The 25,350-nt window shown below is 40.5% G+C and carries 31 protein-coding genes; 30 read left to right on the plus strand and 1 reads right to left on the minus strand.

Annotated elements, in window-relative coordinates; translation table 11 throughout:
• The first annotated feature begins 56 nt into the window (after window positions 1-56).
• The 8 genes from AC1FXZ_RS19880 (at window position 57) to tuf (ending at window position 13,078) form a co-directional block, all read left to right on the plus strand.
• A complete protein-coding gene (locus AC1FXZ_RS19880; RefSeq protein WP_480056899.1) occupies window positions 57-659 on the plus strand; it encodes a class I SAM-dependent methyltransferase in 603 nt (200 codons plus the stop codon).
• Between the two features lie 327 nt (window positions 660-986).
• Entirely contained in the window at window positions 987-4,529 is a 3,543-nt protein-coding gene (rpoB, locus tag AC1FXZ_RS19885) for a DNA-directed RNA polymerase subunit beta (protein ID WP_480056901.1), read from the plus strand.
• Window positions 4,530-4,636: 107 nt separating this feature from the next.
• The gene (gene rpoC, locus AC1FXZ_RS19890; RefSeq protein WP_480056903.1) at window positions 4,637-8,260 is read left to right on the plus strand and encodes a DNA-directed RNA polymerase subunit beta'; all 3,624 of its coding nucleotides are present in this window, start codon (window positions 4,637-4,639) and stop codon (window positions 8,258-8,260) included.
• An 86-nt stretch (window positions 8,261-8,346) separates the two neighbouring features.
• Window positions 8,347-8,595, plus strand: coding sequence for a 50S ribosomal protein L7ae-like protein (locus AC1FXZ_RS19895; RefSeq protein ID WP_480056905.1), 249 nt, complete (start codon window positions 8,347-8,349; stop codon window positions 8,593-8,595).
• A 110-nt stretch (window positions 8,596-8,705) separates the two neighbouring features.
• Window positions 8,706-9,119, plus strand: coding sequence for a 30S ribosomal protein S12 (gene rpsL / locus AC1FXZ_RS19900; protein ID WP_480056907.1), 414 nt, complete (start codon window positions 8,706-8,708; stop codon window positions 9,117-9,119).
• A gap of 30 nt (window positions 9,120-9,149) precedes the next feature.
• Window positions 9,150-9,620, plus strand: a complete 471-nt coding sequence (gene rpsG / locus AC1FXZ_RS19905) for a 30S ribosomal protein S7 (protein ID WP_480056908.1) — start codon at window positions 9,150-9,152, stop codon at window positions 9,618-9,620.
• Window positions 9,621-9,671: 51 nt separating this feature from the next.
• On the plus strand, window positions 9,672-11,750 hold the full coding sequence (gene fusA / locus AC1FXZ_RS19910; protein ID WP_480056910.1) for an elongation factor G: 2,079 nt from the start codon (window positions 9,672-9,674) through the stop codon (window positions 11,748-11,750).
• A gap of 137 nt (window positions 11,751-11,887) precedes the next feature.
• A complete protein-coding gene (gene tuf, locus AC1FXZ_RS19915; RefSeq protein WP_480056912.1) occupies window positions 11,888-13,078 on the plus strand; it encodes an elongation factor Tu in 1,191 nt (396 codons plus the stop codon).
• Window positions 13,079-13,261: 183 nt separating this feature from the next.
• Here tuf and AC1FXZ_RS19920 read toward each other — a convergent pair whose 3' ends face one another.
• Window positions 13,262-14,467 carry an MFS transporter gene (locus AC1FXZ_RS19920; RefSeq protein ID WP_480056914.1) on the minus strand — a complete coding sequence of 402 codons (1,206 nt, stop codon included), beginning with the start codon at window positions 14,465-14,467 and terminating at the stop codon, window positions 13,262-13,264.
• A gap of 310 nt (window positions 14,468-14,777) precedes the next feature.
• Between AC1FXZ_RS19920 and rpsJ the strand changes: the two genes are divergently transcribed.
• The 22 genes from rpsJ (at window position 14,778) to secY (ending at window position 25,301) form a co-directional block, all read left to right on the plus strand.
• Window positions 14,778-15,086 (plus strand): 30S ribosomal protein S10, encoded by a 309-nt coding sequence (rpsJ, locus tag AC1FXZ_RS19925; RefSeq protein WP_035345210.1) that lies wholly within the window; start codon window positions 14,778-14,780, stop codon window positions 15,084-15,086.
• Window positions 15,087-15,179: 93 nt separating this feature from the next.
• Window positions 15,180-15,809, plus strand: coding sequence for a 50S ribosomal protein L3 (gene rplC / locus AC1FXZ_RS19930; RefSeq protein ID WP_480056916.1), 630 nt, complete (start codon window positions 15,180-15,182; stop codon window positions 15,807-15,809).
• 25 nt (window positions 15,810-15,834) lie between these two features.
• Window positions 15,835-16,458 (plus strand): 50S ribosomal protein L4, encoded by a 624-nt coding sequence (gene rplD, locus AC1FXZ_RS19935; protein WP_480056918.1) that lies wholly within the window; start codon window positions 15,835-15,837, stop codon window positions 16,456-16,458.
• Window positions 16,458-16,748 carry a 50S ribosomal protein L23 gene (gene rplW, locus AC1FXZ_RS19940; protein WP_480056920.1) on the plus strand — a complete coding sequence of 97 codons (291 nt, stop codon included), beginning with the start codon at window positions 16,458-16,460 and terminating at the stop codon, window positions 16,746-16,748. The genes rplD and rplW overlap by 1 nt, the downstream gene beginning before the upstream one ends.
• Window positions 16,749-16,776: 28 nt before the next feature.
• Entirely contained in the window at window positions 16,777-17,607 is an 831-nt protein-coding gene (rplB, locus tag AC1FXZ_RS19945) for a 50S ribosomal protein L2 (RefSeq protein ID WP_480056922.1), read from the plus strand.
• A 58-nt stretch (window positions 17,608-17,665) separates the two neighbouring features.
• On the plus strand, window positions 17,666-17,944 hold the full coding sequence (gene rpsS / locus AC1FXZ_RS19950; RefSeq protein ID WP_480056924.1) for a 30S ribosomal protein S19: 279 nt from the start codon (window positions 17,666-17,668) through the stop codon (window positions 17,942-17,944).
• Window positions 17,945-17,972: 28 nt separating this feature from the next.
• Window positions 17,973-18,314, plus strand: a complete 342-nt coding sequence (gene rplV / locus AC1FXZ_RS19955) for a 50S ribosomal protein L22 (protein ID WP_480056926.1) — start codon at window positions 17,973-17,975, stop codon at window positions 18,312-18,314.
• Window positions 18,315-18,317: 3 nt separating this feature from the next.
• Complete coding sequence (rpsC, locus tag AC1FXZ_RS19960) at window positions 18,318-18,977, plus strand: 30S ribosomal protein S3 (RefSeq protein WP_480056928.1); 660 nt, start codon at window positions 18,318-18,320, stop codon at window positions 18,975-18,977.
• Window positions 18,978-18,979: 2 nt separating this feature from the next.
• Window positions 18,980-19,414, plus strand: a complete 435-nt coding sequence (rplP, locus tag AC1FXZ_RS19965; protein WP_480056930.1) for a 50S ribosomal protein L16 — start codon at window positions 18,980-18,982, stop codon at window positions 19,412-19,414.
• Complete coding sequence (rpmC, locus tag AC1FXZ_RS19970) at window positions 19,404-19,607, plus strand: 50S ribosomal protein L29 (protein WP_003322618.1); 204 nt, start codon at window positions 19,404-19,406, stop codon at window positions 19,605-19,607. Before rplP ends, rpmC begins: the two co-directional genes overlap by 11 nt.
• Before the next feature lie 17 nt (window positions 19,608-19,624).
• Window positions 19,625-19,885 carry a 30S ribosomal protein S17 gene (gene rpsQ / locus AC1FXZ_RS19975; RefSeq protein ID WP_480056932.1) on the plus strand — a complete coding sequence of 87 codons (261 nt, stop codon included), beginning with the start codon at window positions 19,625-19,627 and terminating at the stop codon, window positions 19,883-19,885.
• Window positions 19,886-19,917: 32 nt separating this feature from the next.
• On the plus strand, window positions 19,918-20,286 hold the full coding sequence (rplN, locus tag AC1FXZ_RS19980) for a 50S ribosomal protein L14 (protein ID WP_480056934.1): 369 nt from the start codon (window positions 19,918-19,920) through the stop codon (window positions 20,284-20,286).
• 48 nt (window positions 20,287-20,334) lie between these two features.
• The gene (gene rplX, locus AC1FXZ_RS19985) at window positions 20,335-20,646 is read left to right on the plus strand and encodes a 50S ribosomal protein L24 (protein WP_480056996.1); all 312 of its coding nucleotides are present in this window, start codon (window positions 20,335-20,337) and stop codon (window positions 20,644-20,646) included.
• A gap of 26 nt (window positions 20,647-20,672) precedes the next feature.
• Window positions 20,673-21,212, plus strand: coding sequence for a 50S ribosomal protein L5 (gene rplE, locus AC1FXZ_RS19990; protein ID WP_480056936.1), 540 nt, complete (start codon window positions 20,673-20,675; stop codon window positions 21,210-21,212).
• 30 nt (window positions 21,213-21,242) lie between these two features.
• A complete protein-coding gene (locus AC1FXZ_RS19995) occupies window positions 21,243-21,428 on the plus strand; it encodes a type Z 30S ribosomal protein S14 (protein ID WP_480056938.1) in 186 nt (61 codons plus the stop codon).
• A gap of 28 nt (window positions 21,429-21,456) precedes the next feature.
• Window positions 21,457-21,855, plus strand: coding sequence for a 30S ribosomal protein S8 (gene rpsH, locus AC1FXZ_RS20000; RefSeq protein WP_480056940.1), 399 nt, complete (start codon window positions 21,457-21,459; stop codon window positions 21,853-21,855).
• Window positions 21,856-21,885: 30 nt separating this feature from the next.
• Window positions 21,886-22,422 (plus strand): 50S ribosomal protein L6, encoded by a 537-nt coding sequence (rplF, locus tag AC1FXZ_RS20005; protein WP_480056942.1) that lies wholly within the window; start codon window positions 21,886-21,888, stop codon window positions 22,420-22,422.
• A 30-nt stretch (window positions 22,423-22,452) separates the two neighbouring features.
• Window positions 22,453-22,812, plus strand: coding sequence for a 50S ribosomal protein L18 (gene rplR / locus AC1FXZ_RS20010; RefSeq protein WP_480056944.1), 360 nt, complete (start codon window positions 22,453-22,455; stop codon window positions 22,810-22,812).
• A gap of 21 nt (window positions 22,813-22,833) precedes the next feature.
• Window positions 22,834-23,334 carry a 30S ribosomal protein S5 gene (gene rpsE, locus AC1FXZ_RS20015; RefSeq protein WP_480056946.1) on the plus strand — a complete coding sequence of 167 codons (501 nt, stop codon included), beginning with the start codon at window positions 22,834-22,836 and terminating at the stop codon, window positions 23,332-23,334.
• Between the two features lie 13 nt (window positions 23,335-23,347).
• Window positions 23,348-23,536 (plus strand): 50S ribosomal protein L30, encoded by a 189-nt coding sequence (gene rpmD, locus AC1FXZ_RS20020; RefSeq protein WP_480056948.1) that lies wholly within the window; start codon window positions 23,348-23,350, stop codon window positions 23,534-23,536.
• A gap of 32 nt (window positions 23,537-23,568) precedes the next feature.
• The gene (gene rplO, locus AC1FXZ_RS20025) at window positions 23,569-24,009 is read left to right on the plus strand and encodes a 50S ribosomal protein L15 (RefSeq protein ID WP_480056950.1); all 441 of its coding nucleotides are present in this window, start codon (window positions 23,569-23,571) and stop codon (window positions 24,007-24,009) included.
• Complete coding sequence (gene secY, locus AC1FXZ_RS20030) at window positions 24,009-25,301, plus strand: preprotein translocase subunit SecY (RefSeq protein ID WP_480056952.1); 1,293 nt, start codon at window positions 24,009-24,011, stop codon at window positions 25,299-25,301. The genes rplO and secY overlap by 1 nt, the downstream gene beginning before the upstream one ends.
• The last annotated feature ends 49 nt before the right edge of the window (window positions 25,302-25,350 follow it).

The following is a 25,350-nucleotide window of genomic DNA, read 5'->3' on the forward strand; positions in this document are numbered from 1 at the left end:
GTTTCTGGATTCTATTCGTATATAATAGAATGACCATTCAAAAAAGGGGCGATTGTATGTCGGAGCATTACTATTCGGAAAATCCAGGGGTAGATAGTGAAGAAAGAGATTGGACCTATACATTGCGGGGGAAGTCCTTTCGCTTTTATTCTGATCGTGGAGTATTTTCGAAAAGTGAAGTAGATTTTGGTAGTAAGTTATTAATTGATTCCTTTTCTTTTCCTGATTTAGAAGGCGATATACTAGATGTAGGTTGTGGGTATGGCCCAATTGGGTTATCTTTAGCTCTCGAGGCTAAGAGTCGTCAAATTCATATGGTTGATGTTAATGAAAGGGCGATCTCATTATCGAAACGTAATGCTGAGCGTAATTCTATTGATAACGTTTGCGTCTATAAAAGCGATGCTTTGGAGAGTGTTTCGAAATCTGATTTTGTTGCAATTGTAACAAACCCACCGATTCGAGCAGGGAAAAAGGTGGTTCACACGATTTATGAACAGTCGTTTAAACATCTGAAGCCTCAAGGTGAACTATGGGTTGTTATTCAGAAGAAACAAGGTGCGCCTTCTACGATCGAAAAGCTAGAATCCTTGTTTCAGCATGTGGAAGTGGTCACGAAGAAAAAAGGATATTTTATCATAAAAGCAAAAAAGATTTGACCCAGCTTGTCTTTTGTGATATTGTTATTTAATGCGTATAACTACCTATTTTTAGATCGAATACTCAAATAAAGTCAAGAGGAAATATTTGAATAACGTTCTGGTATAGTGGTTATACTGTAATAATCGAATGTTTTTCGGATAGGTAACTACCTATTTTTCGTTATGAGAAAGAAATCGAGCTTTCTTTTAACGTCCGTACATAATTAGTGTGCGAGTTTTCTTAATCTATAAAAATGTTGACTCTAGTTCTGCTTTTAACTTTTGTTGAAGTAGCTAGAATTGCATTTTTAGATACTATAACGCGAGATTTGAGGGGTGAATCAGTTGACAGGTCAACTAGTTCAGTATGGACGCCACCGCCAGCGAAGAAGCTATGCAAGGATTAACGAAGTATTGGAGCTGCCGAATCTAATTGAGATTCAAACAGCATCCTATCAGTGGTTTCTTGATGAGGGCCTTAGAGAGATGTTCCAAGATATTTCTCCTATACAAGACTTCACAGGAAACTTGGTTCTAGAATTCATTGACTATAGTCTTGGCGAACCGAAATATCCAGTAGAGGAATCGAAAGAGCGTGATGTGACGTTTGCTGCACCACTGCGTGTAAAGGTTCGTCTCATTAACAAGGAAACTGGAGAAGTTAAAGAACAGGAAGTCTTTATGGGTGATTTCCCATTAATGACTGAGACAGGAACGTTTGTGATCAATGGGGCAGAGCGTGTCATTGTATCTCAGCTTGTTCGTTCACCAAGTGTATACTACAGTCAAAAAACGGATAAAAACGGTAAGAAAGGTTTCACAGCTACAGTTATTCCAAACCGTGGGGCGTGGTTGGAGCTTGAAACAGATGCCAAAGATATCGTTTACGTTCGTATCGACCGCACCAGAAAAATACCAGTGACGGTTCTTTTGCGTGCATTAGGTTTTGGATCTGATCAAGAGATCATTGATTTACTAGGCGAAGATGAATATCTTCGTAATTCGTTAGAAAAAGACAATACGGATGGTACGGAGAAAGCGTTATTGGAAATTTATGAACGCCTTCGTCCAGGAGAACCACCGACTGTTGAAAATGCAAAAAGTCTTTTAGATTCACGTTTCTTTGATCCGAAACGATATGATCTAGCGAATGTTGGTCGTTATAAGATTAATAAGAAACTTCATATTAAAAATCGCTTGTTCAATCAACGTCTTGCAGAAACATTGGTTGACCCTGAAACAGGAGAAGTTATTGCTGAAGAGGGATCATTACTAGATCGTCGTACTTTAGATCGTATTTTACCTTATCTTGAAAACAACGTAGGGTTCCGTAAAGTACACGCTTCTGGTGGAGTTGTTGATGAAGAGGAAATTGACTTGCAATCAATTCAAATCTATGCTCCAGATGATCAAGATGGCGAAAAAACGATCCGTGTTATTGGGAATGCAATGGTAGGGCGCGATGTGAAAAATATAACACCAGGAGATATTATTGCTTCTATTAACTACTTCTTTAATCTATTACATGGTGTAGGGGACACAGATGATATTGACCACCTTGGTAATCGTCGTCTTCGCTCTGTAGGTGAGCTCCTTCAGAACCAATTTAGAATTGGGTTATCTCGTATGGAGCGTGTTGTCCGTGAGCGTATGTCAATTCAAGATCCGAACATGATAACACCACAAGCGTTAATCAATATTCGCCCTGTGATTGCATCGATTAAAGAGTTCTTTGGAAGCTCACAGTTGTCACAGTTCATGGATCAAACGAATCCGCTTGCTGAATTAACACATAAGCGTCGTCTTTCTGCGTTAGGACCTGGTGGTCTGACTCGTGAGCGTGCAGGATTTGAGGTCCGTGACGTTCACTACTCTCACTATGGTCGTATGTGTCCGATTGAAACGCCAGAGGGTCCAAACATTGGTCTGATTAACTCACTATCATCATTTGCTAAGGTGAATGAGTTTGGCTTTATGGAAACTCCATATCGCAGAGTTGACCCAGAAACTGGAAAAGTAACTTCTCAAATTGATTACTTAACAGCTGATGAAGAGGATAACTATGTAGTTGCTCAAGCAAATGCAAGACTTGATGAAGACGGCTCGTTCGTCGATGATAATATCATCGCTCGTTTCCGTGGGGAAAACACAGTTGTACCACGTGAGCGTCTAGATTATATGGATGTATCGCCAAAACAAGTTGTATCTGCTGCGACTTCTTGTATTCCTTTCTTAGAAAATGATGACTCTAACCGTGCATTAATGGGAGCGAACATGCAACGTCAAGCCGTGCCGTTACTTGTACCAGAATCTCCGATTGTTGGTACAGGGATGGAGCATGTATCTGCTAGAGATTCAGGTGCTGCAATCGTTTCGAAGTATAGAGGAATCGTTGAACGTGTTACTGCGAAAGAAATTTGGGTTCGTAGACTTGAAGAGGTAGATGGTCAAGAAGTTAAAGGCGACCTTGATAAATATAATCTTCAAAAGTTTATTCGATCTAACCAAGGAACTAGTTATAACCAACGTCCAATCGTTGCAGAAGGAAACGTTGTTGAAAAACGTGAAATCCTAGCTGACGGCCCTTCAATGGAGCTAGGTGAAATGGCATTAGGGCGTAACGTTATGGTTGGTTTCATGACATGGGACGGATACAACTATGAGGATGCTATTATTTTAAGTGAGCGTCTTGTGAAAGATGATGTTTATACATCTGTCCATATTGAAGAATATGAATCAGAAGCTCGTGATACGAAGCTTGGACCTGAAGAGATTACACGTGATATTCCAAACGTTGGGGAAGATGCGCTTAAGAACCTAGATGAACGTGGGATTATCCGTGTTGGGGCAGAAGTGAAAGATGGAGATATATTAGTTGGGAAAGTTACACCAAAAGGGGTAACAGAACTAACTGCTGAAGAACGTCTTTTGCATGCAATCTTTGGTGAAAAAGCACGTGAAGTACGTGATACATCACTTCGTGCACCACATGGTGGCGACGGGATTGTCCTTGATGTTAAAATTTTCAATCGTGAAGATGGCGATGAACTACCTCCTGGTGTGAACCAACTTGTTCGTGTTTATATCGTTCAAAAACGTAAAATCCACGAAGGAGACAAGATGGCCGGCCGTCATGGTAACAAAGGGGTTATCTCGCGTATCCTTCCTGAAGAGGATATGCCGTATTTACCAGACGGTACACCGATTGATATCATGTTAAATCCACTAGGGGTACCATCTCGTATGAACATTGGGCAGGTACTTGAGCTTCATCTTGGTATGGCTGCACGTAAACTTGGTATTCATGTTGCATCACCTGTTTTTGATGGTGCCAACGAGGAAGATGTTTGGGGTACGATTGAAGAAGCGGGAATGGCTCGAGATGGAAAGACAATCCTTTATGATGGACGTACGGGTGAACCGTTCGATAATCGTGTGTCAGTTGGAATCATGTATATGATCAAACTTGCTCACATGGTTGACGATAAGTTACATGCTCGTTCAACAGGTCCATACTCACTTGTAACGCAACAACCATTAGGCGGTAAGGCGCAGTTTGGTGGACAGCGCTTTGGTGAGATGGAAGTTTGGGCACTTGAGGCGTATGGGGCAGCTTATACACTTCAAGAAATCCTTACGGTCAAATCCGATGATGTCGTTGGACGTGTAAAAACGTACGAAGCGATTGTAAAAGGAGAGAATGTTCCTGAACCTGGTGTCCCTGAGTCATTTAAGGTTCTAATTAAAGAGCTTCAATCTTTAGGTATGGATGTTAAGATGTTATCGAGTAACGAAGAAGAGATTGAGATGAGAGAACTTGATGATGAAGATGATCAAACGAGTGAAAAACTTAATTTGAACTTCGAATCAAGTGAATCAAACGTGTAATAAAAGCTTGGGAGCTAGTAAGAAGCTAGTTCCCTAAAGCTTTCTTATAAAAAAAAGACCCGATTATTCTCTGAATTAGACAGGAAACGAAAAGGGAGGTTAGCCCCTTGATAGATGTAAACAACTTCGAATATATGAAAATTGGTCTTGCTTCACCAAATAAGATCCGCTCTTGGTCAAGAGGGGAAGTTAAGAAGCCTGAAACAATCAATTATCGTACGTTAAAGCCGGAAAAGGATGGCCTTTTCTGCGAGAGGATTTTCGGTCCAACAAAAGACTGGGAATGTCATTGTGGAAAATACAAACGTGTTCGTTATAAGGGTGTTGTCTGTGATCGCTGTGGCGTCGAAGTAACACGTGCGAAAGTTCGCCGTGAACGCATGGGTCACATTGAACTAGCTGCACCAGTTTCTCATATTTGGTATTTTAAAGGGATCCCAAGTCGAATGGGTCTTGTTCTAGATATGTCACCTCGTTCACTTGAAGAAGTTATATATTTTGCTTCTTATGTAGTAACAGATCCAGGTGACACTCCACTAGAGAAGAAGCAACTTCTCTCTGAAAAAGAGTATCGTACATACCGTGATAAGTACGGTCAGTCTTTCAATGCTCAAATGGGAGCAGAAGCGATTCGTAAGCTTCTAGCTGACATTGACCTAGAAAAAGAAGTTGGATTACTTAAAGAAGAGCTGGTTACAGCACAAGGTCAACGCCGTACACGTGCAATTAAACGCCTTGAAGTATTAGAAGCTTTCCGTCATTCAGGAAATGAACCATCTTGGATGATTCTTGATGTGCTTCCGGTTATTCCACCTGAATTACGTCCAATGGTACAGCTTGATGGTGGCCGCTTTGCGACGTCTGACTTAAATGATCTGTACCGTCGGGTTATTAACCGTAATAATCGTTTGAAGCGTCTTCTTGACTTAGGCGCACCAAATATCATTGTTCAAAATGAGAAACGTATGCTACAAGAAGCAGTAGATGCTCTAATTGATAATGGTCGTCGTGGTCGTCCTGTTACGGGACCAGGTAACCGCCCATTAAAATCTCTTTCACATATGTTAAAAGGGAAGCAAGGGCGTTTCCGTCAAAATCTACTTGGTAAACGTGTTGACTACTCAGGACGTTCCGTTATCGTAGTAGGTCCAAACTTGAAAATGTACCAGTGTGGACTCCCGAAAGAAATGGCTCTTGAGCTCTTTAAACCTTTTGTAATGAAGGAGCTTGTATCGAAAGGTCTTGCTCATAATATTAAGAGTGCAAAACGTAAGGTAGAGAAAGTACAACCAGAGGTTTGGGATGTTTTGGAAGAAGTTATTCGTGAACACCCAGTTCTTCTTAACCGTGCACCTACCCTTCACCGTTTAGGGATTCAGGCTTTCGAACCGACACTTGTTGAAGGTCGTGCGATTAAGCTACATCCACTAGTATGTACAGCTTATAATGCTGACTTTGACGGTGACCAAATGGCTGTTCACGTACCACTTTCAGCTGAAGCGCAAGCTGAAGCGCGTATTTTAATGCTTGCTGCACAAAACATCCTAAATCCTAAGGATGGTAAGCCAGTTGTTACTCCATCACAAGATATGGTTCTTGGTAACTATTACTTAACAATGGAGCGAGTAGATGCAAAGGGCGAAGGTTCCATCTTCAAGGATACAAATGAAGCATTGATTGCCTATCAAAATGGGTATGTACATTTGCATTCTCGTATCGCAATCCCTGTCGCTTCACTTGGCAAGCCAACATTCCGTGAAGATCAACAAGATAAATTGTTGTTAACGACTGTTGGAAAGTTGATATTCAATGAGATTTTACCGGAGACTTTCCCATACATTAATGAGCCAACAGGGTATAACTTAGAGCAAGAGACACCGGAAAAATATATTGTTCCAAGTTCAACGGATGTAAGAAAGCATTTTGAAAGTAATGAACTTGTTCTACCTTTCAAAAAAGGCTTCTTAGGAAATGTTATTGCTGAAGTATTTAAGAAGTTTGCAATTGCTGAAACATCTAAAATGTTAGACCGCATGAAGGAATTAGGCTTTAAGTACTCAACAAGAGCCGGTATTACCGTTGGGGTAGCTGACATTGTTGTATTAGCGGAGAAGAAAGAGATTCTTGTTGAAGCAGAACAAAAAGTCGAAAAGATCCTTAAGCAATTCCGTCGTGGTTTAATTACCGAGGAAGAACGTTATGATCGCGTAATTTCTGTTTGGAGTGAAGCGAAGGATATTATCCAGAATAAATTAATGGGTACACTTGATAGAAGTAACCCGATCTTTATGATGAGTGACTCTGGTGCCCGTGGTAACGCATCTAACTTTACTCAGTTAGCTGGTATGCGTGGTCTAATGGCTAACCCGTCTGGTCGAATTATTGAGTTACCGATCAAATCAAGTTTCCGTGAGGGTCTAACCGTACTCGAGTATTTTATCTCTACACACGGTGCGCGTAAAGGTCTTGCTGATACAGCCTTGAAGACTGCCGATTCAGGTTACTTAACGCGTCGTCTTGTTGACGTTGCCCAAGATGTTATTGTTCGCTCTGATGATTGTGGGACAGATCGTGGTTTAGCTGTTCAAGCAATTAAAGAAGGAAATGAAATTATTGAAAATCTCTATGATCGACTTGTTGGTCGTGTAGCGTTTAAAACATTGAAGCACCCTGAGACTGGTGAAGCTTTAATTAAGAAAAATGAGCTTATTGACGAAGATATTGCAAAACAAATTGTTGATGCAGGTGTTGAAGAAGTTACCATCCGTTCCGTCTTCACATGTGACACAAGACATGGGGTTTGTAAGAAATGTTACGGACGCAACTTGGCTACTGGAAGCGATGTAGAGGTTGGAGAAGCAGTTGGTATTATTGCGGCCCAATCAATCGGGGAGCCAGGAACTCAGCTTACGATGCGTACATTCCATACAGGTGGGGTAGCCGGAGACGATATTACTCAAGGTTTGCCACGTATCCAAGAGCTATTTGAGGCACGTAATCCGAAAGGTCAAGCGGTGATCACTGAAATTGATGGTGAGGTTATCGACTTCAAAGAAGGAGATAAGCGCGAGGTTACTGTTAAGAGTGAAATGGAAGCAAAGAACTACGCAATTCCATATGGATCTCGCTTGAAAGTTGCGATTGGTGATTTCGTCAATGCGGGTGACCCATTAACGGAAGGTTCAATAGATCCAAAAGAGCTTCTAAAAGTTAAAGGTATGAACGGTGTTCAAGAATACCTATTACGTGAAGTACAAAAAGTTTACCGTATGCAAGGGGTAGAAATTGGCGATAAGCACGTTGAGGTTATGGTTCGTCAAATGCTTCGTAAAGTGCGTGTAGTTGATGCCGGTGAAACGAATGTATTACCAGGTTCTCTTATTGAAATTCAACAATTTAATGATGAAAATAAGAAAGTTCTTCTGGAAAAAGAACGCCCAGCAACAGGTAAACCAGTATTGCTTGGTATAACCAAAGCATCTCTAGAGACAGATTCATTCTTATCGGCTGCGTCATTCCAAGAAACAACACGTGTCTTAACTGATGCTGCAATTAAAGGTAAGCGCGATGAATTGCTAGGATTAAAAGAGAATGTTATTATCGGTAAGCTTGTACCTGCAGGAACGGGTATGCCTAGATACCGTCATCTGAATATCACATCTGATTACGATCAGGTTGAAGCAGAGTCTTCGGATGATCCAATGGTAGAAGAAGTACTTACTCACGAGTAAATTTTTAAAAAAAGTTGACAGTGTGTTTCAAGAGTGATAGTATATCAAAGTGTGCCTGAGAATCCTGTTGCTTTGGAGGATGAACGATGTCTTATGAAAAAGTTTTACAGGCAAAAGACCTAGTAATAGGTACGAAACAAACACTTAAGGCGCTTGATGATGGTAGTGTTTCTGAGGTTTTAATAGCAAAAGATGCAGAATACCGTGTTATATACAAAGTAGAAGCATTAGCGAAAGCCAAGGATATACCACTTTTATATGTTGACTCAATGAAGAAGCTTGGAAAAGCTTGTGGAATTGAAGTCGGCGCAGCCACTGTAGCTTTAAGGAAATAATTTCGTTTTTGCCATTCGGTGCAAAACCGCTTGGCAAAAACTTTCCTTTTGCCTAAAGATGAACCACCAGGACCAGTGGTCTTAAAATTTCAAAGAGAGGAGGAAACAAAATGCCTACAATTAATCAATTAATCCGTAAAGGTCGTGTTGCTAAAGTTAAGGGGTCTGATTCACCAGCTCTTAACAAAGGGTTTAACAGCTTTAAGAAGTCTCAAACTAACCTTTCATCTCCACAAAAACGTGGTGTATGTACTCGTGTTGGTACAATGACTCCTAAGAAGCCAAACTCAGCACTTCGTAAATATGCTCGTGTACGTTTAACTAACCAAATCGAGGTAACTGCATATATCCCAGGGATTGGTCACAACCTTCAAGAGCACAGTGTTGTTCTTATCCGTGGAGGACGTGTAAAAGATTTACCAGGGGTTCGTTACCACATCGTACGTGGAGCGTTAGATACTGCAGGAGTACAAAACCGTATGCAAGGCCGTTCTAAGTATGGAACTAAGCGCCCTAAAAAATAATTAAATTTAATGTTGAAAGGAGGGTGAATTATGCCTCGTAAAGGACCAGTCGCTCGTCGCGATGTATTACCAGATCCGATTTACAAGTCTAAACTTGTTACACGCTTAATCAACCGTATTATGGAGGATGGAAAGCGTGGTAAAGCTCAAACAATTCTTTATAATGCATTTGAACTAGTGAAAGAACGTAGTGGGAATGACCCTATGGAAGTTTTCGATCAAGCATTAAAGAATATCATGCCTGTGCTTGAAGTTAAAGCTCGCCGTGTTGGTGGTGCAAACTATCAAGTACCAATCGAAGTAAAACCTGAACGTCGTACTACATTAGGTCTACGTTGGTTAGTAAACTACTCTCGTCTACGTGGTGAAAAGACGATGGAAGAACGTCTAGCTAATGAAATTCTTGATGCTGCGAACAATGCAGGTGCTTCTGTTAAAAAGCGTGAAGACACACACAAGATGGCGGAAGCGAACAAAGCATTCGCTCACTATCGTTGGTAAGATCAATATCATACTAAATAAAATGTTTTTAATAGGAAGGAGAAATACCCTATGGCAAGAGAGTTCTCCTTAAAAGATACACGTAATATCGGCATCATGGCTCACATTGATGCCGGTAAAACAACAACAACTGAACGTGTTCTTTTCTACACAGGACGTATCCACAAGATTGGTGAAACTCATGAAGGTGCATCTCAAATGGACTGGATGGCACAGGAGCAAGAGCGTGGTATCACAATCACTTCTGCTGCAACAACAGCTGCATGGAAAGATCACCGTATTAATATCATCGATACACCTGGACACGTAGACTTCACAGTAGAAGTAGAACGTTCATTACGTGTATTGGACGGAGCTGTAGCAGTACTTGATGCTCAATCTGGCGTTGAGCCTCAAACAGAAACAGTTTGGCGCCAAGCTACTACTTACGGTGTACCACGTGTTGTATTTGTTAACAAAATGGACAAGACAGGTGCAGATTTCCTTTATTCAGTTGGTACATTACGTGATCGTCTTCAAGCGAACGCACACCCAATCCAATTACCAATTGGGGCTGAAGATGAATTCAATGGTATCATTGACTTAATCGAAATGGTTGCATACTTCTATGAGGATGATCTTGGTACTCGTACGGAAGCAAAAGAAATTCCAGCTGAGTATAAAGAGAAAGCTCAAGAATTACATGAGCAACTTGTTGAAGCAGTAGCTGAACTTGATGAAGAATTAATGATGAAATATCTTGAAGGTGAAGAATTAACAATAGAAGAAATCAAGGCTGCAATCCGTAAAGGAACTTGTAACGTTGAATTCTATCCTGTAATTTGTGGTTCTGCATTCAAGAACAAAGGTGTTCAACTTATGCTTGACGCTGTTCTTGATTACTTACCATCCCCTTTAGATGTTCCTGCAATTAACGGTATTGTCCCTGAAACTGAAGAGGAAGTAACTCGTGAATCTAGCGACGAAGCTCCATTCTCTGCGTTAGCATTCAAAGTTATGACTGACCCTTACGTTGGTAAGCTAACATTCTTCCGTGTGTACTCTGGTACATTAGATTCAGGTTCATATGTTAAGAACTCTACAAAGGGCAAGCGTGAGCGTGTTGGACGTATCCTACAAATGCATGCAAACTCTCGTGAAGAGGTCTCTACAGTTTATTCTGGGGATATTGCTGCTGCAGTAGGTTTGAAAGATACGACAACTGGTGATACTCTATGTGATGAAAAGAATCTTGTAATTCTTGAATCTATGGAATTCCCAGAGCCAGTTATCTCTTTATCTGTTGAGCCGAAATCTAAGGCTGACCAAGATAAAATGGGTATGGCTTTAGCGAAGCTTGCAGAAGAAGATCCAACGTTCCGTACTGAGACTAACGAAGAAACTGGTCAAACAATTATTTCTGGTATGGGTGAGCTTCACCTTGATATCATTGTTGACCGTATGAAGCGTGAGTTCAAAGTTGAAGCTAACGTTGGTGCTCCTCAAGTATCATACCGTGAAACAATTCGTCAAACTGCACAGGTTGAAGGTAAGTTCGTTCGTCAATCTGGTGGTCGTGGACAATTTGGTCACGTATGGGTTGAGTTCTCTCCTAATGAAGAAGGAGCAGGCTTTGAGTTTACAAATGCAATTGTCGGTGGTTCAGTTCCTCGTGAATACATCGGTTCTGTTGAACAAGGCATCGAAGAATCATTGCAAAATGGTATGATTGCTGGTTACCCAGTAATTGACATTAAAGCTAAACTTTATGATGGTTCATACCATGATGTTGACTCAAGTGAGATGGCGTTTAAAATTGCCGCTTCAATGGCACTTAAGAACGCGAAAACAAAATGTAGTCCAGTACTTCTTGAACCACTAATGAAAGTTGAAGTAGTAGTTCCTGAAGAGTACATGGGTGACGTTATGGGTGACGTTACAGCACGTCGTGGACGCGTTGAAGGTATGGAAGCTCGTGGTAACGCTCAAATCGTTAAAGCATTTGTTCCACTTGCTGAAATGTTTGGTTATGCGACTTCACTTCGTTCTCGTACTCAAGGACGTGGAACATACTCTATGTTCTTTGATCACTACGAAGAAGTTCCTAAGAGCGTAGCTGAAGAAATTATTAAGAAACAAACTGGACAATAATATTTGTTAGTAATTGTTTCTGATAATATTTTGTTGTAAGCTAAGGAAGGTGTTAAGCTTGTATGGGTAGTACACCTTTCTTATCCATAAAAAATACTTAAATTATACTTATGTTCAATTAAGGGAGGAAATGAATCATGGCTAAAGAAAAATTCGACCGTTCCAAAACACATGCCAATATTGGTACAATTGGACACGTTGACCACGGTAAAACAACTTTAACTGCTGCAATCACTACAGTATTAGCTAAGAAATCTGGTAAAGGTGCTGCAATGGCGTATGACGCTATTGATGGTGCTCCAGAAGAGCGTGAGCGTGGTATCACAATCTCAACTGCACACGTTGAGTATGAAACTGATAACCGTCACTATGCACACGTTGACTGCCCAGGACACGCTGACTATGTTAAAAACATGATCACTGGTGCTGCACAAATGGATGGTGGTATCTTAGTAGTATCTGCTGCTGATGGTCCAATGCCACAAACTCGTGAGCACATCCTATTATCTCGTCAAGTAGGTGTACCTTACCTTGTTGTATTCTTAAACAAATGTGACATGGTAGACGATGAAGAGCTACTTGAATTAGTAGAAATGGAAGTACGTGACCTTCTTTCTGAGTATGACTTCCCTGGTGATGACGTTCCAGTTATCCAAGGTTCTGCTCTTAAAGCACTTGAAGGAGAAGCTGAGTGGGAAGAAAAAATCATCGAGCTTATGAATGCTGTTGATGAGTACATCCCAACTCCAGAGCGTGATAAAGAAAAGCCATTCATGATGCCAGTTGAGGATGTATTCTCAATCACTGGTCGTGGTACAGTTGCTACTGGTCGTGTTGAGCGTGGACAACTTAACGTTGGTGACACTATCGACATCATCGGTATCACTGAAGAGCCTAAATCTACTACTTGTACTGGAGTAGAAATGTTCCGTAAGCTTCTTGACTATGCTGAAGCTGGCGATAACATTGGTGCACTTCTTCGTGGGGTTGCTCGTGATGAAGTACAACGTGGACAAGTACTTGCTAAGCCAGGTACTATCACTCCACACACTAACTTCAAAGCTGAAGTTTATGTTCTTTCAAAAGAAGAGGGTGGACGTCACACTCCATTCTTCTCAAACTACCGTCCTCAGTTCTACTTCCGTACAACTGACGTAACTGGAATCGTTCAACTTCCAGAAGGCGTTGAGATGGTAATGCCTGGTGACAACATCGAGATGACTGTTGAGCTTATCGCTCCAATCGCTATCGAAGAAGGTACTAAGTTCTCTATCCGTGAGGGTGGACGTACTGTTGGTGCCGGCGTTGTTGCATCAATCCAAAAGTAATAAATAACATATCAAACCACCTTGGAAATTCCAAGGTGGTTTTTTAGGATTATATACCGTTTTATAGATTTCATTAATCATAGTGTTTGAGTGTAGTGAAAGAGTAAAGGGAGGTATGCTGTATAAAGGAAAGCACCAACCTCCCTTTAAGATTCTCCAAAATCCATATGAACGGCTTTTTATTCAGCTAATGTAAGCATCCTTATTTTTTCGATCTTTAACTAAAACAAGCATACAGATCGGTGCAATTATCGTTATAATACCAACAGTTGAAAATGCAATTCCCCAGGAGTAGTAGTCTAATAAAATTCCAAAAATAAGTGGAGCAAAAATGGTTGCACTAAATCCCAATACTGACTGAATGCCTAGAGCGATTCCTAATAATTCAGGATCTGTCACCTCGCTGATGGCAGTATTGTAAATAGGAGAATCTGCTACAATAGAAAAACCATAAACGAACGATATAACCAACATGATTATAATAGGTACAAATGTAAGCCAACCAATTAAAAGCGAACATGTAATACTAATAAAAAGAAAAACTGTCGCCGTTTGACTGCGACCAAATCTATCAGAAAGACGACCACCAATATAAGTGGCAATACCACCAATAATTATAATTAATGCACCTGTCATGTTCCCTAGTTGAATAGCGTTGTCTCCTTCAAAACCATGAGTGCTGAAATAGAACACTAAAAATGGACCAATCCATGACCACATTGCATATAATTCCCAGCAGTGACCAGTATAACCTCCATTGATTAACAAATTTCTCTTTTTAAAAACATTTTTTAGCTTTTCTAATGTCAGCGTAGTACCTTTTATTTTAATCGAAGGAGGAATGGGTGTTACTATAATTAGTACGGCTGCAAGTATACTGAATGAAGAAGTTAGCAAAATGATTCCCTGCCAGCCTACCAAATTAATAAATAAACCAGAAACTAATAAGGAGCTTCCTGAACCGACGACTAAGGAACCAACATAGATACCAAGAGCCCTTCCTCGCCTTTCAACTGGGAAGAGTTCAGCAACCATTTTCATTCCTGGTACGTAAATCCCTGCGACGCCAATGCCCGATAAAGTTCTGAGAAATAAAGCAGATACAAAACCTTCAGCAAATAATGCAAATGCGACCCCGGAACCGCCCGCAAGCAAAGCTCCAAATACAAAGGAATACTTTGGATTATATGCTGTGATTAAAAAACTATAAAAGATGATAGCTATAACATATCCTAAATGGAAAAAAGCTAATATAAAACCAGACTCACTAGATGTTAAATTCCATTCAGCTTCTATTATAGGAATAATAGAAGAATAATTGAACCAGACTTGCATAACTAAGAATTGTGCTAAAGCAAGTGTCCATAATAAACGGTTTGGTTGTGACATAAATCCTCCTATAAAGATATAACATATTGCTAATTCATAGTTTACAACATTTTCTATAGGAATAAGTATAAGAGATTAAATAAAGAAGTTGATTTTTAATAAAAAGACCTATATAATAGTAAAAGTGTGATCAGCGTAGGTATTCCACTTGCACTGATTTTTCTTTTTGTGTATAATGTGGAATGTTGGTCATTGACAGCGATGAAGTAGAAGGTTGCTGACACACCCGGCCCCATTGCCATGGCAGGGTGTAGGAAATTTCTACGGAGTATGTCTGTTTATCAAAATGGACGAAAAAGGAGGGGCTATAATGGCAAAGCAAAAGATTCGCATTCGTTTGAAAGCATATGATCATAGAGTCCTTGATCAATCTGCAGAAAAGATTGTAGAAACAGCAAAACGTTCAGGTGCTAGTGTATCGGGTCCGATACCACTTCCAACTGAAAAGTCTGTATATACAGTTCTTCGCGCGGTTCACAAGTACAAAGATTCTCGTGAACAGTTCGAAATGCGTACTCACAAGCGTCTAATCGACATTGTGAATCCAACACCACAAACAGTGGATGCTTTAATGCGTTTGGATTTACCATCTGGTGTCGATATCGAAATTAAGCTTTAGTACTTACATTTAATTTAAACTAATGAGCAATGGCTCATTATTATGATATGAAAAATGGCATAAAAATATGATTTTTATTAGGAGGTGTAACGGATGTCCAAAGGAATCTTAGGTAGAAAAATTGGTATGACTCAAGTATTTGCTGAAAACGGTGAAGTAATCCCAGTAACAGTAATTGAAGCGGAACCTAACGTTGTTCTTCAAAAGAAAACTGTTGATTCTGACGGTTACGAAGCAATCCAAGTTGGATTTGCTGACCAAAAGAAAGCAAACTTCAACAAACCAGCTGAAGGCCACGCTGCAAAAGCGAATACGGCTCCTAAGCGCTTCATCAAGGAAATCCGTAACGTAAATCTTGACGAGTATGAGGTAGGTCAAGAAGTTAAGGTAGATACATTTGCTGAAGGTGATGTAGTAGATGTAACAGGAACATCTAAAGGGAAAGGTTTCCAAGGTGCTATCAAACGCCATAACCAAGCACGTGGGCCAATGTCTCACGGTTCTCGTTACCACCGTCGCCCAGGTTCAATGGGTCCTGTTGCTCCAAACCGTGTATTCAAAGGGAAATTACTTCCTGGACGTATGGGTGGAGAAACAATCACAGTTCAAAACCTTGAAATCGTAAAAGTAGATACAGAACGTAATCTTCTATTAGTAAAAGGTAACGTACCTGGTGCTAAGAAGAGTTATGTGTCTATCCAATCTGCGATTAAAGTAAAATAAAGATTAAAAGAAAGGAGGACACATCATGCCGAAAGTAGCATTATTTAACCAAACAGGTTCTCAAGTTGGAGATATCGAACTAAATGATTCTGTATTTGGAATTGAACCAAACGAAAGTGTGCTTCACGACGCAGTAGTTATGCAACAAGCATCTCTTCGTCAAGGAACACACAAAACAAAAGGACGTTCTGAAGTACGTGGTGGTGGTCGTAAACCATGGCGTCAAAAGGGAACTGGTCGTGCACGTCAAGGGTCGATCCGTTCACCTCAATGGGTTGGTGGTGGTGTAGTTTTTGGTCCAACACCAAGAAGCTACAGCTACAAACTACCTAAAAAAGTTCGTCGATTAGCAATCAAATCTGCTCTTTCTAGTAAAGTGCAAGCTGAGGAAATCGTTGTTTTAGATAACTTAGCATTTGAGACGCCAAAGACTAAAGAAATGGCTGCAGTTCTTTCTGGTCTATCTGCTGACCGTAAAGCATTAGTTGTGACGGCTGATTATAATGAAGCTGTTGCTCTATCTGCGCGTAACCTACCTGGTGTAACGTTCGTTACAGCTCAAGGTGTAAACGTGCTTGATGTGCTTAAGCATGATAAACTTGTTATTACGAAAGATGCCGTTGAAAAGGTAGAGGAGGTGCTTGCGTAATGTCAAACGCTCGTGATATCATTAAGCGCCCTGTGATTACTGAACGTTCAACTGATCTAATGAGTGAAAAACGTTACACTTTTGAAGTGGATGTTCGTGCTAACAAAACTCAAATCAAAGATGCGATTGAAGAAATCTTTGAAGTGAAAGTTGATCGTGTAAACACAATGAACTACAAAGGAAAATCAAAACGTTTTGGTCGTTACACGGGTTACACTGCTCGTCGTAAAAAAGCGATCGTTACATTATCACCTGAGAGCAAAGAACTTGAGTTCTTTGAAGGTGTATAAAAAATACTAGCGAAGGAGGGAACTGAAAATGGCGATTAAAAAGTATAAACCAACCAGTGCCGGTCGTCGTGGTATGTCTGTATTAGACTATGCAGAAATCACAACGGATAAACCGGAAAAATCGTTACTTGCACCATTACACAAAAAAGGTGGACGTAACAACCAAGGTAAATTAACTGTACGTCACCAAGGTGGCGGTCACAAACGTCAATATCGTGTGATTGACTTCAAACGTAACAAAGATGGAATTCCAGGACGCGTTGCTACGATCGAATACGATCCAAACCGTTCGGCGAACATCGCTCTTATCAACTATGTTGATGGAGAAAAACGTTACATCTTAGCACCAAAAGGACTTAAAGTTGATATGATGATTGAATCAGGAGCAGAAGCGGATATTAAAGTTGGTAATGCTTTACCACTTAAAAACATCCCAGTTGGTACTGTAATTCATAACATCGAGCTTAAGCCTGGCAAAGGTGGACAATTAGTCCGTTCTGCTGGTACTGAAGCACAACTATTAGGTAAAGAAGGCGACTATGTACTTGTACGTCTTAACTCTGGCGAAACTCGTTACATTTTAGCAACTTGCCGTGCTACAATTGGCCAAGTTGGTAATATTGAACACGAACTAGTTAACATCGGTAAAGCTGGTCGTTCTCGTTGGTTAGGTAAACGTCCTACGGTTCGTGGTTCTGTAATGAACCCTAACGATCACCCACACGGTGGTGGTGAAGGTAGATCACCTATCGGACGTAAGTCACCAATGTCACCTTGGGGTAAACCAACTCTTGGTTACAAAACTCGTAAGAAAAACAAGCTTTCTGATAAGTATATTGTACGTCGTCGTAAAAAATAACGGGGTTGCACTACGGTTCTAATTAGAACCGTGGGTAATCACGAAGGGAGGTTTTCTCATGGGTCGTAGTTTGAAAAAGGGACCTTTTGTCGATGATCACTTGATGAAAAAAGTTGAAGCAATGAACGAAACTAACGATAAGCGAGTTATTAAAACTTGGTCTCGTCGTTCAACGATTTTCCCTGAGTTCATTGGTCACACAATCGCGGTATATGATGGCCGTAAGCACGTACCTGTATATGTATCTGAGGACATGGTTGGTCACAAACTAGGTGAATTCGCACCATCTCGTACGTATAAAGGTCATGCTGCTGATGATAAGAAAACAAGACGTTAATAGGTGAGTAAGAGAGGAGGTCAATCCTATGCAAGCTAAAGCGGTAGCAAAACAAGTTCGTATTGCTCCTCGTAAAGTACGTCTAGTTGTTGATTTAATTCGCGGAAAGCAAGTTGGTGAGGCTGTTGCTATTCTACGTCACACACCAAAAGCTGCTTCTCCAGTTGTAGAAAAGCTTTTAAACTCTGCAATTGCGAATGCTGAGCACAACTATGAAATGGAGCCAAACAACCTTGTAATTAGCGAGGCGTATGTAGATGAAGGTGTAACGTTAAAACGTTTCCGTCCACGTGCAATGGGACGCGCAAGCCGTATCAACAAACGTACTAGTCATATTACATTAGTTGTAACTGAAAAGAAGGAGGGATAAAACGTGGGTCAAAAAGTGAATCCTACTGGACTTCGAGTTGGTGTCATTAAAGACTGGGAGTCAAAATGGTACGCAGATAAAGATTACGCTGATTTATTACACGAAGATATTAAAATTCGTGATTATGTAGAAAAACGTTTAAAAGATGCTTCTGTTTCTAAAGTAGAAATCGAACGTGCTGCAAACCGCGTTAACATTACAATTTCTACTGCTAAGCCTGGTATGGTGATCGGAAAAGGCGGTTCAGAAGTTGAAGCGTTACGTAAAGCTCTTAATGCTTTGACAGGTAAGAGAGTTCATATTAACATTCTTGAAATTAAACAAGCAGACTTAGATGCGAAGCTTGTTGCTGAGAATATTGCTCGTCAATTAGAAAATCGTATTTCGTTCCGTCGTGCGATGAAGCAAGCTATCCAACGTACAATGCGTGCTGGTGCTAAGGGTATCAAAACTCAAGTATCTGGTCGTCTTGGTGGTGCTGATATTGCTCGTGCAGAACATTACAGCGAAGGAACTGTTCCACTTCACACACTTCGTGCTGATATCAACTATGGTACAGCTGAAGCTGATACAACATACGGTAAGCTAGGTATCAAAATCTGGATTTATCGTGGTGAAGTCCTTCCAACGAAAGGAACGAAAAATGAGGAAGGAGGCAACTAATTATGTTAATGCCTAAACGTGTTAAATATCGTCGCGAACACCGTGGAAACATGCGCGGTCGTGCGAAAGGCGGTACTGAAGTACATTTCGGTGAATATGGTTTACAAGCGGTTGATGCTTCTTGGATTACAAACCGTCAAATCGAATCTGCTCGTATTGCGATGACTCGTTACATGAAGCGTGGTGGTAAGGTTTGGATCAAAATTTTCCCTTCTAAGCCATACACAGCTAAACCTTTAGAAGTTCGAATGGGTTCTGGTAAAGGTGCTCCTGAAGGATGGGTAGCAGTTGTCAAACCTGGAAAGATTATGTTTGAAATCTCTGGTGTTTCAGAAGAAGTTGCTCGTGAAGCTTTACGTCTAGCTTCTCATAAATTACCAGTTAAATGTAAATTCGTAAAACGCGATGAAGTGGGTGGTGACGCAAATGAAAGCTAATGATATTCGTAACTTAACCACTGCTGAAATTGAGCAAAAGACGAAATCACTTAAAGAAGAGTTGTTTAACCTTCGCTTTCAACTAGCGACTGGTCAATTGGATAATCCAGCCCGTATTCGTGAAGTTCGTAAAGCAATTGCTCGCGCGAAAACAGTTTTGCGTGAACGTGAGCTTGGAATTAACAACGGCTAAAAAGGAGGTTTGCTCAAATGGAACGCAACCAACGTAAAGTTTACAGAGGACGTGTTGTTTCTGACAAAATGGACAAAACAATCACTGTTCTTGTTGAAACTTATAAGAAAGATCGTCTATACGGAAAGCGCGTTAAGTACTCTAAGAAATTGAAAGCTCATGATGAGAACAATAGCGCTAAAACTGGCGATATCGTAGAAATTATGGAAACTCGTCCGCTTTCTAAAGACAAACGTTTCCGCTTAGTAGAAATCGTAGAAGAAGCGATTATTATCTAATAGAAGAATGGTTTGAAGGGAGGTAAGTTTGTATGATTCAACAAGAATCCCGTTTAAAAGTTGCTGATAACTCTGGTGCTCGTGAAGTACTTTGTATTAAAGTACTAGGTGGTTCTGGTCGTAAAACAGCTAATATTGGTGATGTTATTGTTTGTTCGGTAAAACAAGCAACACCAGGTGGCGTTGTCAAGAAAGGTGACGTTGTAAGAGCTGTTATTGTACGTAGTAAGAGCGGTGCTCGTCGTAAAGATGGTTCATATATCAAATTTGACGAGAATGCTGCAGTAATTATTCGTGATGATAAGAGTCCTCGTGGTACTCGTATTTTCGGACCAGTTGCACGTGAACTTCGTGAAAATCAGTTCATGAAGATTGTTTCTCTTGCTCCTGAAGTTCTTTAATAGAAGATTATTGAAAGGCCCTGTCAAGGAGGTGCGAACATGGCAAATATGCATGTCAAAAAAGGTGATACTGTAAAGATCATCTCTGGTAAAGACAAAGGGAAACAAGGAGTAATCCTTGAGGCATTTCCAAAGAAGAGTCGCGTACTTGTTGAAGGTGTAAACATTGTGAAAAAGCATGCTAAACCTTCTCAAGATAATCCACAAGGTGGAATCTTGAACCAAGAAGCACCAATTCACTCTTCAAACGTTATGCCGATCGACCCTAAGTCTGGTGAACCTACTCGTGTAGGATATAAGGTAGATAACGGTAAAAAGGTACGTATTGCTAAGAAGTCTGGCGAAGCTTTAGATAAGTAGTCAGAGTGTGAAAGGAGGTCAACCGTATGAGTCGTTTAAAAGAAAAGTATTCAACTGAAATCGTTCCTTCTCTTGTTGAGAAGTTTAACTATTCATCAGTAATGGGCGTTCCAAAACTTGAAAAGATCGTTGTGAACATGGGTGTTGGTGATGCTGTATCGAATGCGAAAGCACTTGATAAAGCTGTTGAAGAATTAGCTGAAATTACAGGTCAAAAACCTTTAGTAACGAAAGCAAAAAAATCAATCGCAGGATTTAAATTACGTGAAGGTATGCCGATTGGTGCGAAAGTAACACTTCGTGGTGAGCGTATGTATGAGTTTCTTGATAAACTAATCTCGGTATCACTACCACGTGTACGTGACTTCCGTGGTGTTTCGAAGAAAGCATTTGACGGTCGCGGAAACTACACACTTGGTGTAAAAGAACAATTAATTTTCCCTGAAATTGATTATGATAAAGTCGACAAAGTTCGTGGGATGGACGTTGTTATCGTAACAACTGCTAACACGGATGAAGAAGCTCGTGAACTTTTAACTCAAATGGGAATGCCATTTCAAAAATAATCGAAGTCGTTTCGAAGAGGAGGGAAAACGTTGGCGAAGAAATCAATGATTGCAAAGCAACAACGCACACAAAAGTATAAAGTACAAGAATATACACGCTGTGAACGTTGCGGTCGTCCTCATTCAGTATTACGTAAGTTTAAACTTTGCAGAATTTGCTTCAGAGAACTTGCTCACAAAGGGCAAATTCCTGGTGTGAAAAAAGCTAGTTGGTAATCCCAAGAACGGGAAGGAGGTAAATATTATGGTCATGACAGATCCAATTGCAGATATGCTTACTCGTATTCGTAATGCTAACACGGTACACCATGAGAAGCTTGAGTTACCTGCTTCAAAGGTGAAAAAAGAAATCGCTGATATCCTTAAACGTGAAGGTTTCATCCGTGATTACGAATATATTGAAGATAACAAGCAAGGTGTAATCCGCATCTTCTTAAAATATGGTGCTACAAATGAGCGTGTAATTACTGGACTTAAGCGTATTAGTAAACCTGGTCTTCGCGTTTACGCGAAAGCTGGTGAACTACCTCGCGTATTAGGTGGTCTTGGTATCGCATTAGTTTCAACATCTAAAGGTGTAATGACAGACAAGGATGCGCGTCAACAACAAGTTGGTGGCGAAGTATTAGCTTACGTTTGGTAAGATCCTTGAATTGAACGGAGGTGTACAAGAATGTCTCGTATTGGTAAAAAACCAGTAGAAGTTCCAAGTGGAGTAACAATTACACTTGATGGTACGCTATTGACTGTGAAAGGTCCAAAAGGCGAACTCAAGCGTAATCTTCACGAAGATATGAAAATAAGTATCGAAGAGAATTTAGTTACAGTTGAGCGTCCTTCTGATAACAAGGAACACCGTGCACTTCACGGTACAACTCGTAGTCTAATTAACAATATGGTTGAAGGTGTAACAAAAGGTTTTGAACGTACACTTGAGCTTGTCGGTGTCGGTTACCGTGCTACTAAGTCAGGTCAGAAGTTAGTTCTAAACGTTGGTTACTCTCATCCTGTTGAAATCGTTCCTGAGCAAGGAATTGAGATCGATGTTCCTTCTAACACAAAAGTAACTGTTAAAGGAATTGATAAAGAGCGAGTAGGTGCGATTGCATCTAACATTCGTTCGGTTCGTTTACCTGAACCTTATAAAGGAAAAGGTATCCGTTATGAAGGCGAATATATTCGTCGTAAAGAAGGTAAAACTGGTAAATAATCACTAACTCACGGAAAGGAATGACGTTCAATGATTACGAAGCGTAATAAAAACGTAGCTCGTAAGAAGCGACATGCACATGTTCGTCGTGCGATTACAGGAACTCCTGAACGTCCTCGTCTTAACGTTTTCCGTTCATCTAAACATATTTACGCTCAATTAATTGATGATGTAAATGGTGTAACACTTGCTTCTGCTTCTACGCTAGACTCAGAAGTTGCTAATGATGCAACGAAAACAGATGCGGCAAAGCTTGTAGGTGAACTCGTAGCAAAGCGTGCGATCGAAAATGGACACAAAGTAGTTGTATTTGACCGTGGTGGTTATTTGTATCACGGACGTGTAGCAACACTTGCTGAAGCAGCCCGCGAGGCTGGTTTACAATTCTAAGAAACAAAGGAGGGAAAACGAATGCGTCGTATTGACCCTAATACGTTGGAACTTGAAGAAAAAGTAGTAGCTGTCAATCGTGTAGCAAAAGTAGTTAAAGGTGGACGTCGTTTCCGCTTTGCTGCATTAGTTGTTGTTGGCGATAAAAATGGCCACGTTGGATTCGGTATGGGTAAAGCTCAAGAAGTACCTGAAGCTATTCGTAAGGCTGTAGAAGATGCAAAGAAAAATCTTATTGAAGTACCTGTTGTTGGCACAACAATTCCACATGAGATTGTTGGACACTTTGGTGCTGGTCGCGTTCTATTAAAGAATGCTTCTGAAGGTACTGGGGTTATCGCTGGTGGACCAGTTCGTGCGGTATTAGAACTTGCTGGTATCAACGATATTCTATCAAAATCTCTTGGTTCAAATAACCCAATCAACATGGTTCGTGCAACTATGGAAGGATTAAAGGGTTTAAAACGTGCTGAAGAGGTTGCTAAACTTCGCGGCAAATCCGTGGAAGAACTGTTAGGTTAAGGAGGGAAAGTAAATGGCTAAGAAATTAGAAATTACCCTCACTCGTAGTCTTATCGGACGCCCGGAGGACCAACGCGTTACTGTTAACACACTTGGTCTACGTAAAATGCACCAATCGGTTGTTCAACAAGATAACGCTGCGATCCGCGGTATGGTAAACAAGGTCTCTCACCTTGTAACTGTTAAAGAAATCGAAGCGTAATAGATTAATTTTAAATACGAGGAGGTGTCGACATGAAACTTCATGAGTTGAAACCTGCAGAAGGATCACGTAAAGTACGTAACCGTGTAGGACGTGGTATCGGATCTGGTAACGGAAAGACAGCTGGAAAAGGACATAAAGGGCAAAACGCTCGTTCTGGTGGTGGAGTACGTCCAGGATTCGAGGGTGGTCAAAACCCATTATACCGTCGTTTACCTAAACGTGGTTTCACAAATCCAACTCGTAAGGAGTTTACAGTAGTGAACCTTGAAACACTTAACCGCTTTGATGCGGGAACAGAGGTTACTCCAGAACTTCTTATCGAATCAGGTACTGTGAAAAACGTAAAGTATGGAATTAAGATCCTAGGTAATGGCAAACTTGATAAAAACTTAACTGTTAAAGCACATAAGTTTTCAGTGTCTGCAGTAGAAGCAATCGAAGCTGCTGGCGGAAAAACTGAGGTGATTTAATGTTCCGGACTATCTCCAACATTATTCGAGTGGGTGATTTACGCAAAAAGGTTGTATTCACCCTCCTTATGCTCATTGTGTTTCGTATCGGAAGTTTTATTCCTGTTCCAGGTTCGAACAAGGATGTACTAAATTTCTATGATCAAGCAAATGCATTTGGATTTTTAAATACGTTTGGTGGTGGAGCTTTAGGGAACTTTTCGATCTTCGCAATGGGTATTATGCCATACATCACTGCTTCTATCGTGGTGCAGTTATTGCAAATGGATGTAGTACCGAAGTTTGCAGAATGGGCAAAAGAAGGGGAAGCTGGTCGACGGAAATTAGCTCAGTTTACCCGTTACGGAACTATTGTGTTAGGTTTTATTCAAGCGTTAGGAATGTCTATTGGTTTTAACTCTTTGTTTCCGGGGTTAATTCCAAATCCTAGTATTCCAACATATTTGTTTATTGCTCTAGTATTGACTGCAGGTACAGCTTTCTTAATGTGGCTTGGTGAGCAAATAACTGCTAAGGGTGTTGGAAATGGTATTTCTATTATAATCTTTGCAGGTATTGCTGCAGGGATCCCTGGTGGAATCAATCAGCTTTACGCTACTCAAATTGAAGGTGCTGGTGAACAGCTATTCTTAAGTATTGTTACAGTCCTTCTTATTGCACTTGCTGTATTAGCCATTATTGTAGTAGTTATCTTCGTTCAACAAGCATTAAGAAAAGTTCCTGTACAATATGCTAAGCGTTTAGTAGGACGCAGTCCTGTTGGTGGCCAATCCACGCACCTGCCATTAAAAGTTAATGCTGCTGGTGTTATTCCGGTCATCTTTGCACTTTCTCTTTTCATCTTTCCACCTACCGTTGCTGGTTTCTTTGGAACAGATAATGAGATTGCAGCTTGGGTGACAAGAGTATTTGATTATACTCAGCCTATCGGAATGGTTGTTTATGCACTTTTAATTATTGGATTTACGTATTTTTATACGTTCATTCAAGTTAATCCTGAAAAAATGGCCGACAACCTTAAAAAGCAAGGTGGGTACATTCCAGGCATTCGTCCCGGTAAGACAACACAGACATACTTAACACGCATTTTATATCGATTAACGTTTGTTGGTGCACTCTTCCTAGCTACTGTTTCCATAATACCTGTTTTCTTTACAGCCTGGATGGGATTACCTCCTGCTGTTCAAATAGGTGGTACTGGATTATTAATCGTTGTTGGTGTAGCATTAGACACGATGAAGCAAATTGAAAGTCAGCTAATTAAACGTTCTTATAAAGGGTTTATTAAGTAGCAAGGGGATCTGGGAAGTAGTACTTCCCGTTCGCCTTCTGTTGTTAAAT

Source organism: Halalkalibacter sp. HAAS-P014 (genome assembly GCF_056619965.1).

Excerpts from the sequence above, each read along its gene's own strand:
- rplO (WP_480056950.1), top strand. The coding sequence starts at position 23,569 with ATGAAACTTCATGAGTTGAAACCTGCAGAAGGATCACGTAAAGTACGT.
- AC1FXZ_RS19895 (WP_480056905.1), top strand. The coding sequence starts at position 8,347 with ATGTCTTATGAAAAAGTTTTACAGGCAAAAGACCTAGTAATAGGTACG.
- rpsH (WP_480056940.1), top strand. The coding sequence starts at position 21,457 with ATGGTCATGACAGATCCAATTGCAGATATGCTTACTCGTATTCGTAAT.
- rplP (WP_480056930.1), top strand. The coding sequence starts at position 18,980 with ATGTTAATGCCTAAACGTGTTAAATATCGTCGCGAACACCGTGGAAAC.
- rpmD (WP_480056948.1), top strand. The coding sequence starts at position 23,348 with ATGGCTAAGAAATTAGAAATTACCCTCACTCGTAGTCTTATCGGACGC.
- rplW (WP_480056920.1), top strand. The coding sequence starts at position 16,458 with ATGTCAAACGCTCGTGATATCATTAAGCGCCCTGTGATTACTGAACGT.
- rplE (WP_480056936.1), top strand. The coding sequence starts at position 20,673 with ATGAGTCGTTTAAAAGAAAAGTATTCAACTGAAATCGTTCCTTCTCTT.
- rplF (WP_480056942.1), top strand. The coding sequence starts at position 21,886 with ATGTCTCGTATTGGTAAAAAACCAGTAGAAGTTCCAAGTGGAGTAACA.
- fusA (WP_480056910.1), top strand. The coding sequence starts at position 9,672 with ATGGCAAGAGAGTTCTCCTTAAAAGATACACGTAATATCGGCATCATG.
- rpsS (WP_480056924.1), top strand. The coding sequence starts at position 17,666 with ATGGGTCGTAGTTTGAAAAAGGGACCTTTTGTCGATGATCACTTGATG.
- rplX (WP_480056996.1), top strand. The coding sequence starts at position 20,335 with ATGCATGTCAAAAAAGGTGATACTGTAAAGATCATCTCTGGTAAAGAC.
- rpsJ (WP_035345210.1), top strand. The coding sequence starts at position 14,778 with ATGGCAAAGCAAAAGATTCGCATTCGTTTGAAAGCATATGATCATAGA.
- AC1FXZ_RS19880 (WP_480056899.1), top strand. The coding sequence starts at position 57 with ATGTCGGAGCATTACTATTCGGAAAATCCAGGGGTAGATAGTGAAGAA.
- secY (WP_480056952.1), top strand. The coding sequence starts at position 24,009 with ATGTTCCGGACTATCTCCAACATTATTCGAGTGGGTGATTTACGCAAA.
- rplC (WP_480056916.1), top strand. The coding sequence starts at position 15,180 with ATGTCCAAAGGAATCTTAGGTAGAAAAATTGGTATGACTCAAGTATTT.
- tuf (WP_480056912.1), top strand. The coding sequence starts at position 11,888 with ATGGCTAAAGAAAAATTCGACCGTTCCAAAACACATGCCAATATTGGT.
- rplR (WP_480056944.1), top strand. The coding sequence starts at position 22,453 with ATGATTACGAAGCGTAATAAAAACGTAGCTCGTAAGAAGCGACATGCA.
- rpmC (WP_003322618.1), top strand. The coding sequence starts at position 19,404 with ATGAAAGCTAATGATATTCGTAACTTAACCACTGCTGAAATTGAGCAA.
- rplN (WP_480056934.1), top strand. The coding sequence starts at position 19,918 with ATGATTCAACAAGAATCCCGTTTAAAAGTTGCTGATAACTCTGGTGCT.
- rplB (WP_480056922.1), top strand. The coding sequence starts at position 16,777 with ATGGCGATTAAAAAGTATAAACCAACCAGTGCCGGTCGTCGTGGTATG.
- rpsQ (WP_480056932.1), top strand. The coding sequence starts at position 19,625 with ATGGAACGCAACCAACGTAAAGTTTACAGAGGACGTGTTGTTTCTGAC.
- AC1FXZ_RS19920 (WP_480056914.1), bottom strand. The coding sequence starts at position 14,467 with ATGTCACAACCAAACCGTTTATTATGGACACTTGCTTTAGCACAATTC.
- rplD (WP_480056918.1), top strand. The coding sequence starts at position 15,835 with ATGCCGAAAGTAGCATTATTTAACCAAACAGGTTCTCAAGTTGGAGAT.
- rpsE (WP_480056946.1), top strand. The coding sequence starts at position 22,834 with ATGCGTCGTATTGACCCTAATACGTTGGAACTTGAAGAAAAAGTAGTA.
- rplV (WP_480056926.1), top strand. The coding sequence starts at position 17,973 with ATGCAAGCTAAAGCGGTAGCAAAACAAGTTCGTATTGCTCCTCGTAAA.
- rpsG (WP_480056908.1), top strand. The coding sequence starts at position 9,150 with ATGCCTCGTAAAGGACCAGTCGCTCGTCGCGATGTATTACCAGATCCG.
- rpsL (WP_480056907.1), top strand. The coding sequence starts at position 8,706 with ATGCCTACAATTAATCAATTAATCCGTAAAGGTCGTGTTGCTAAAGTT.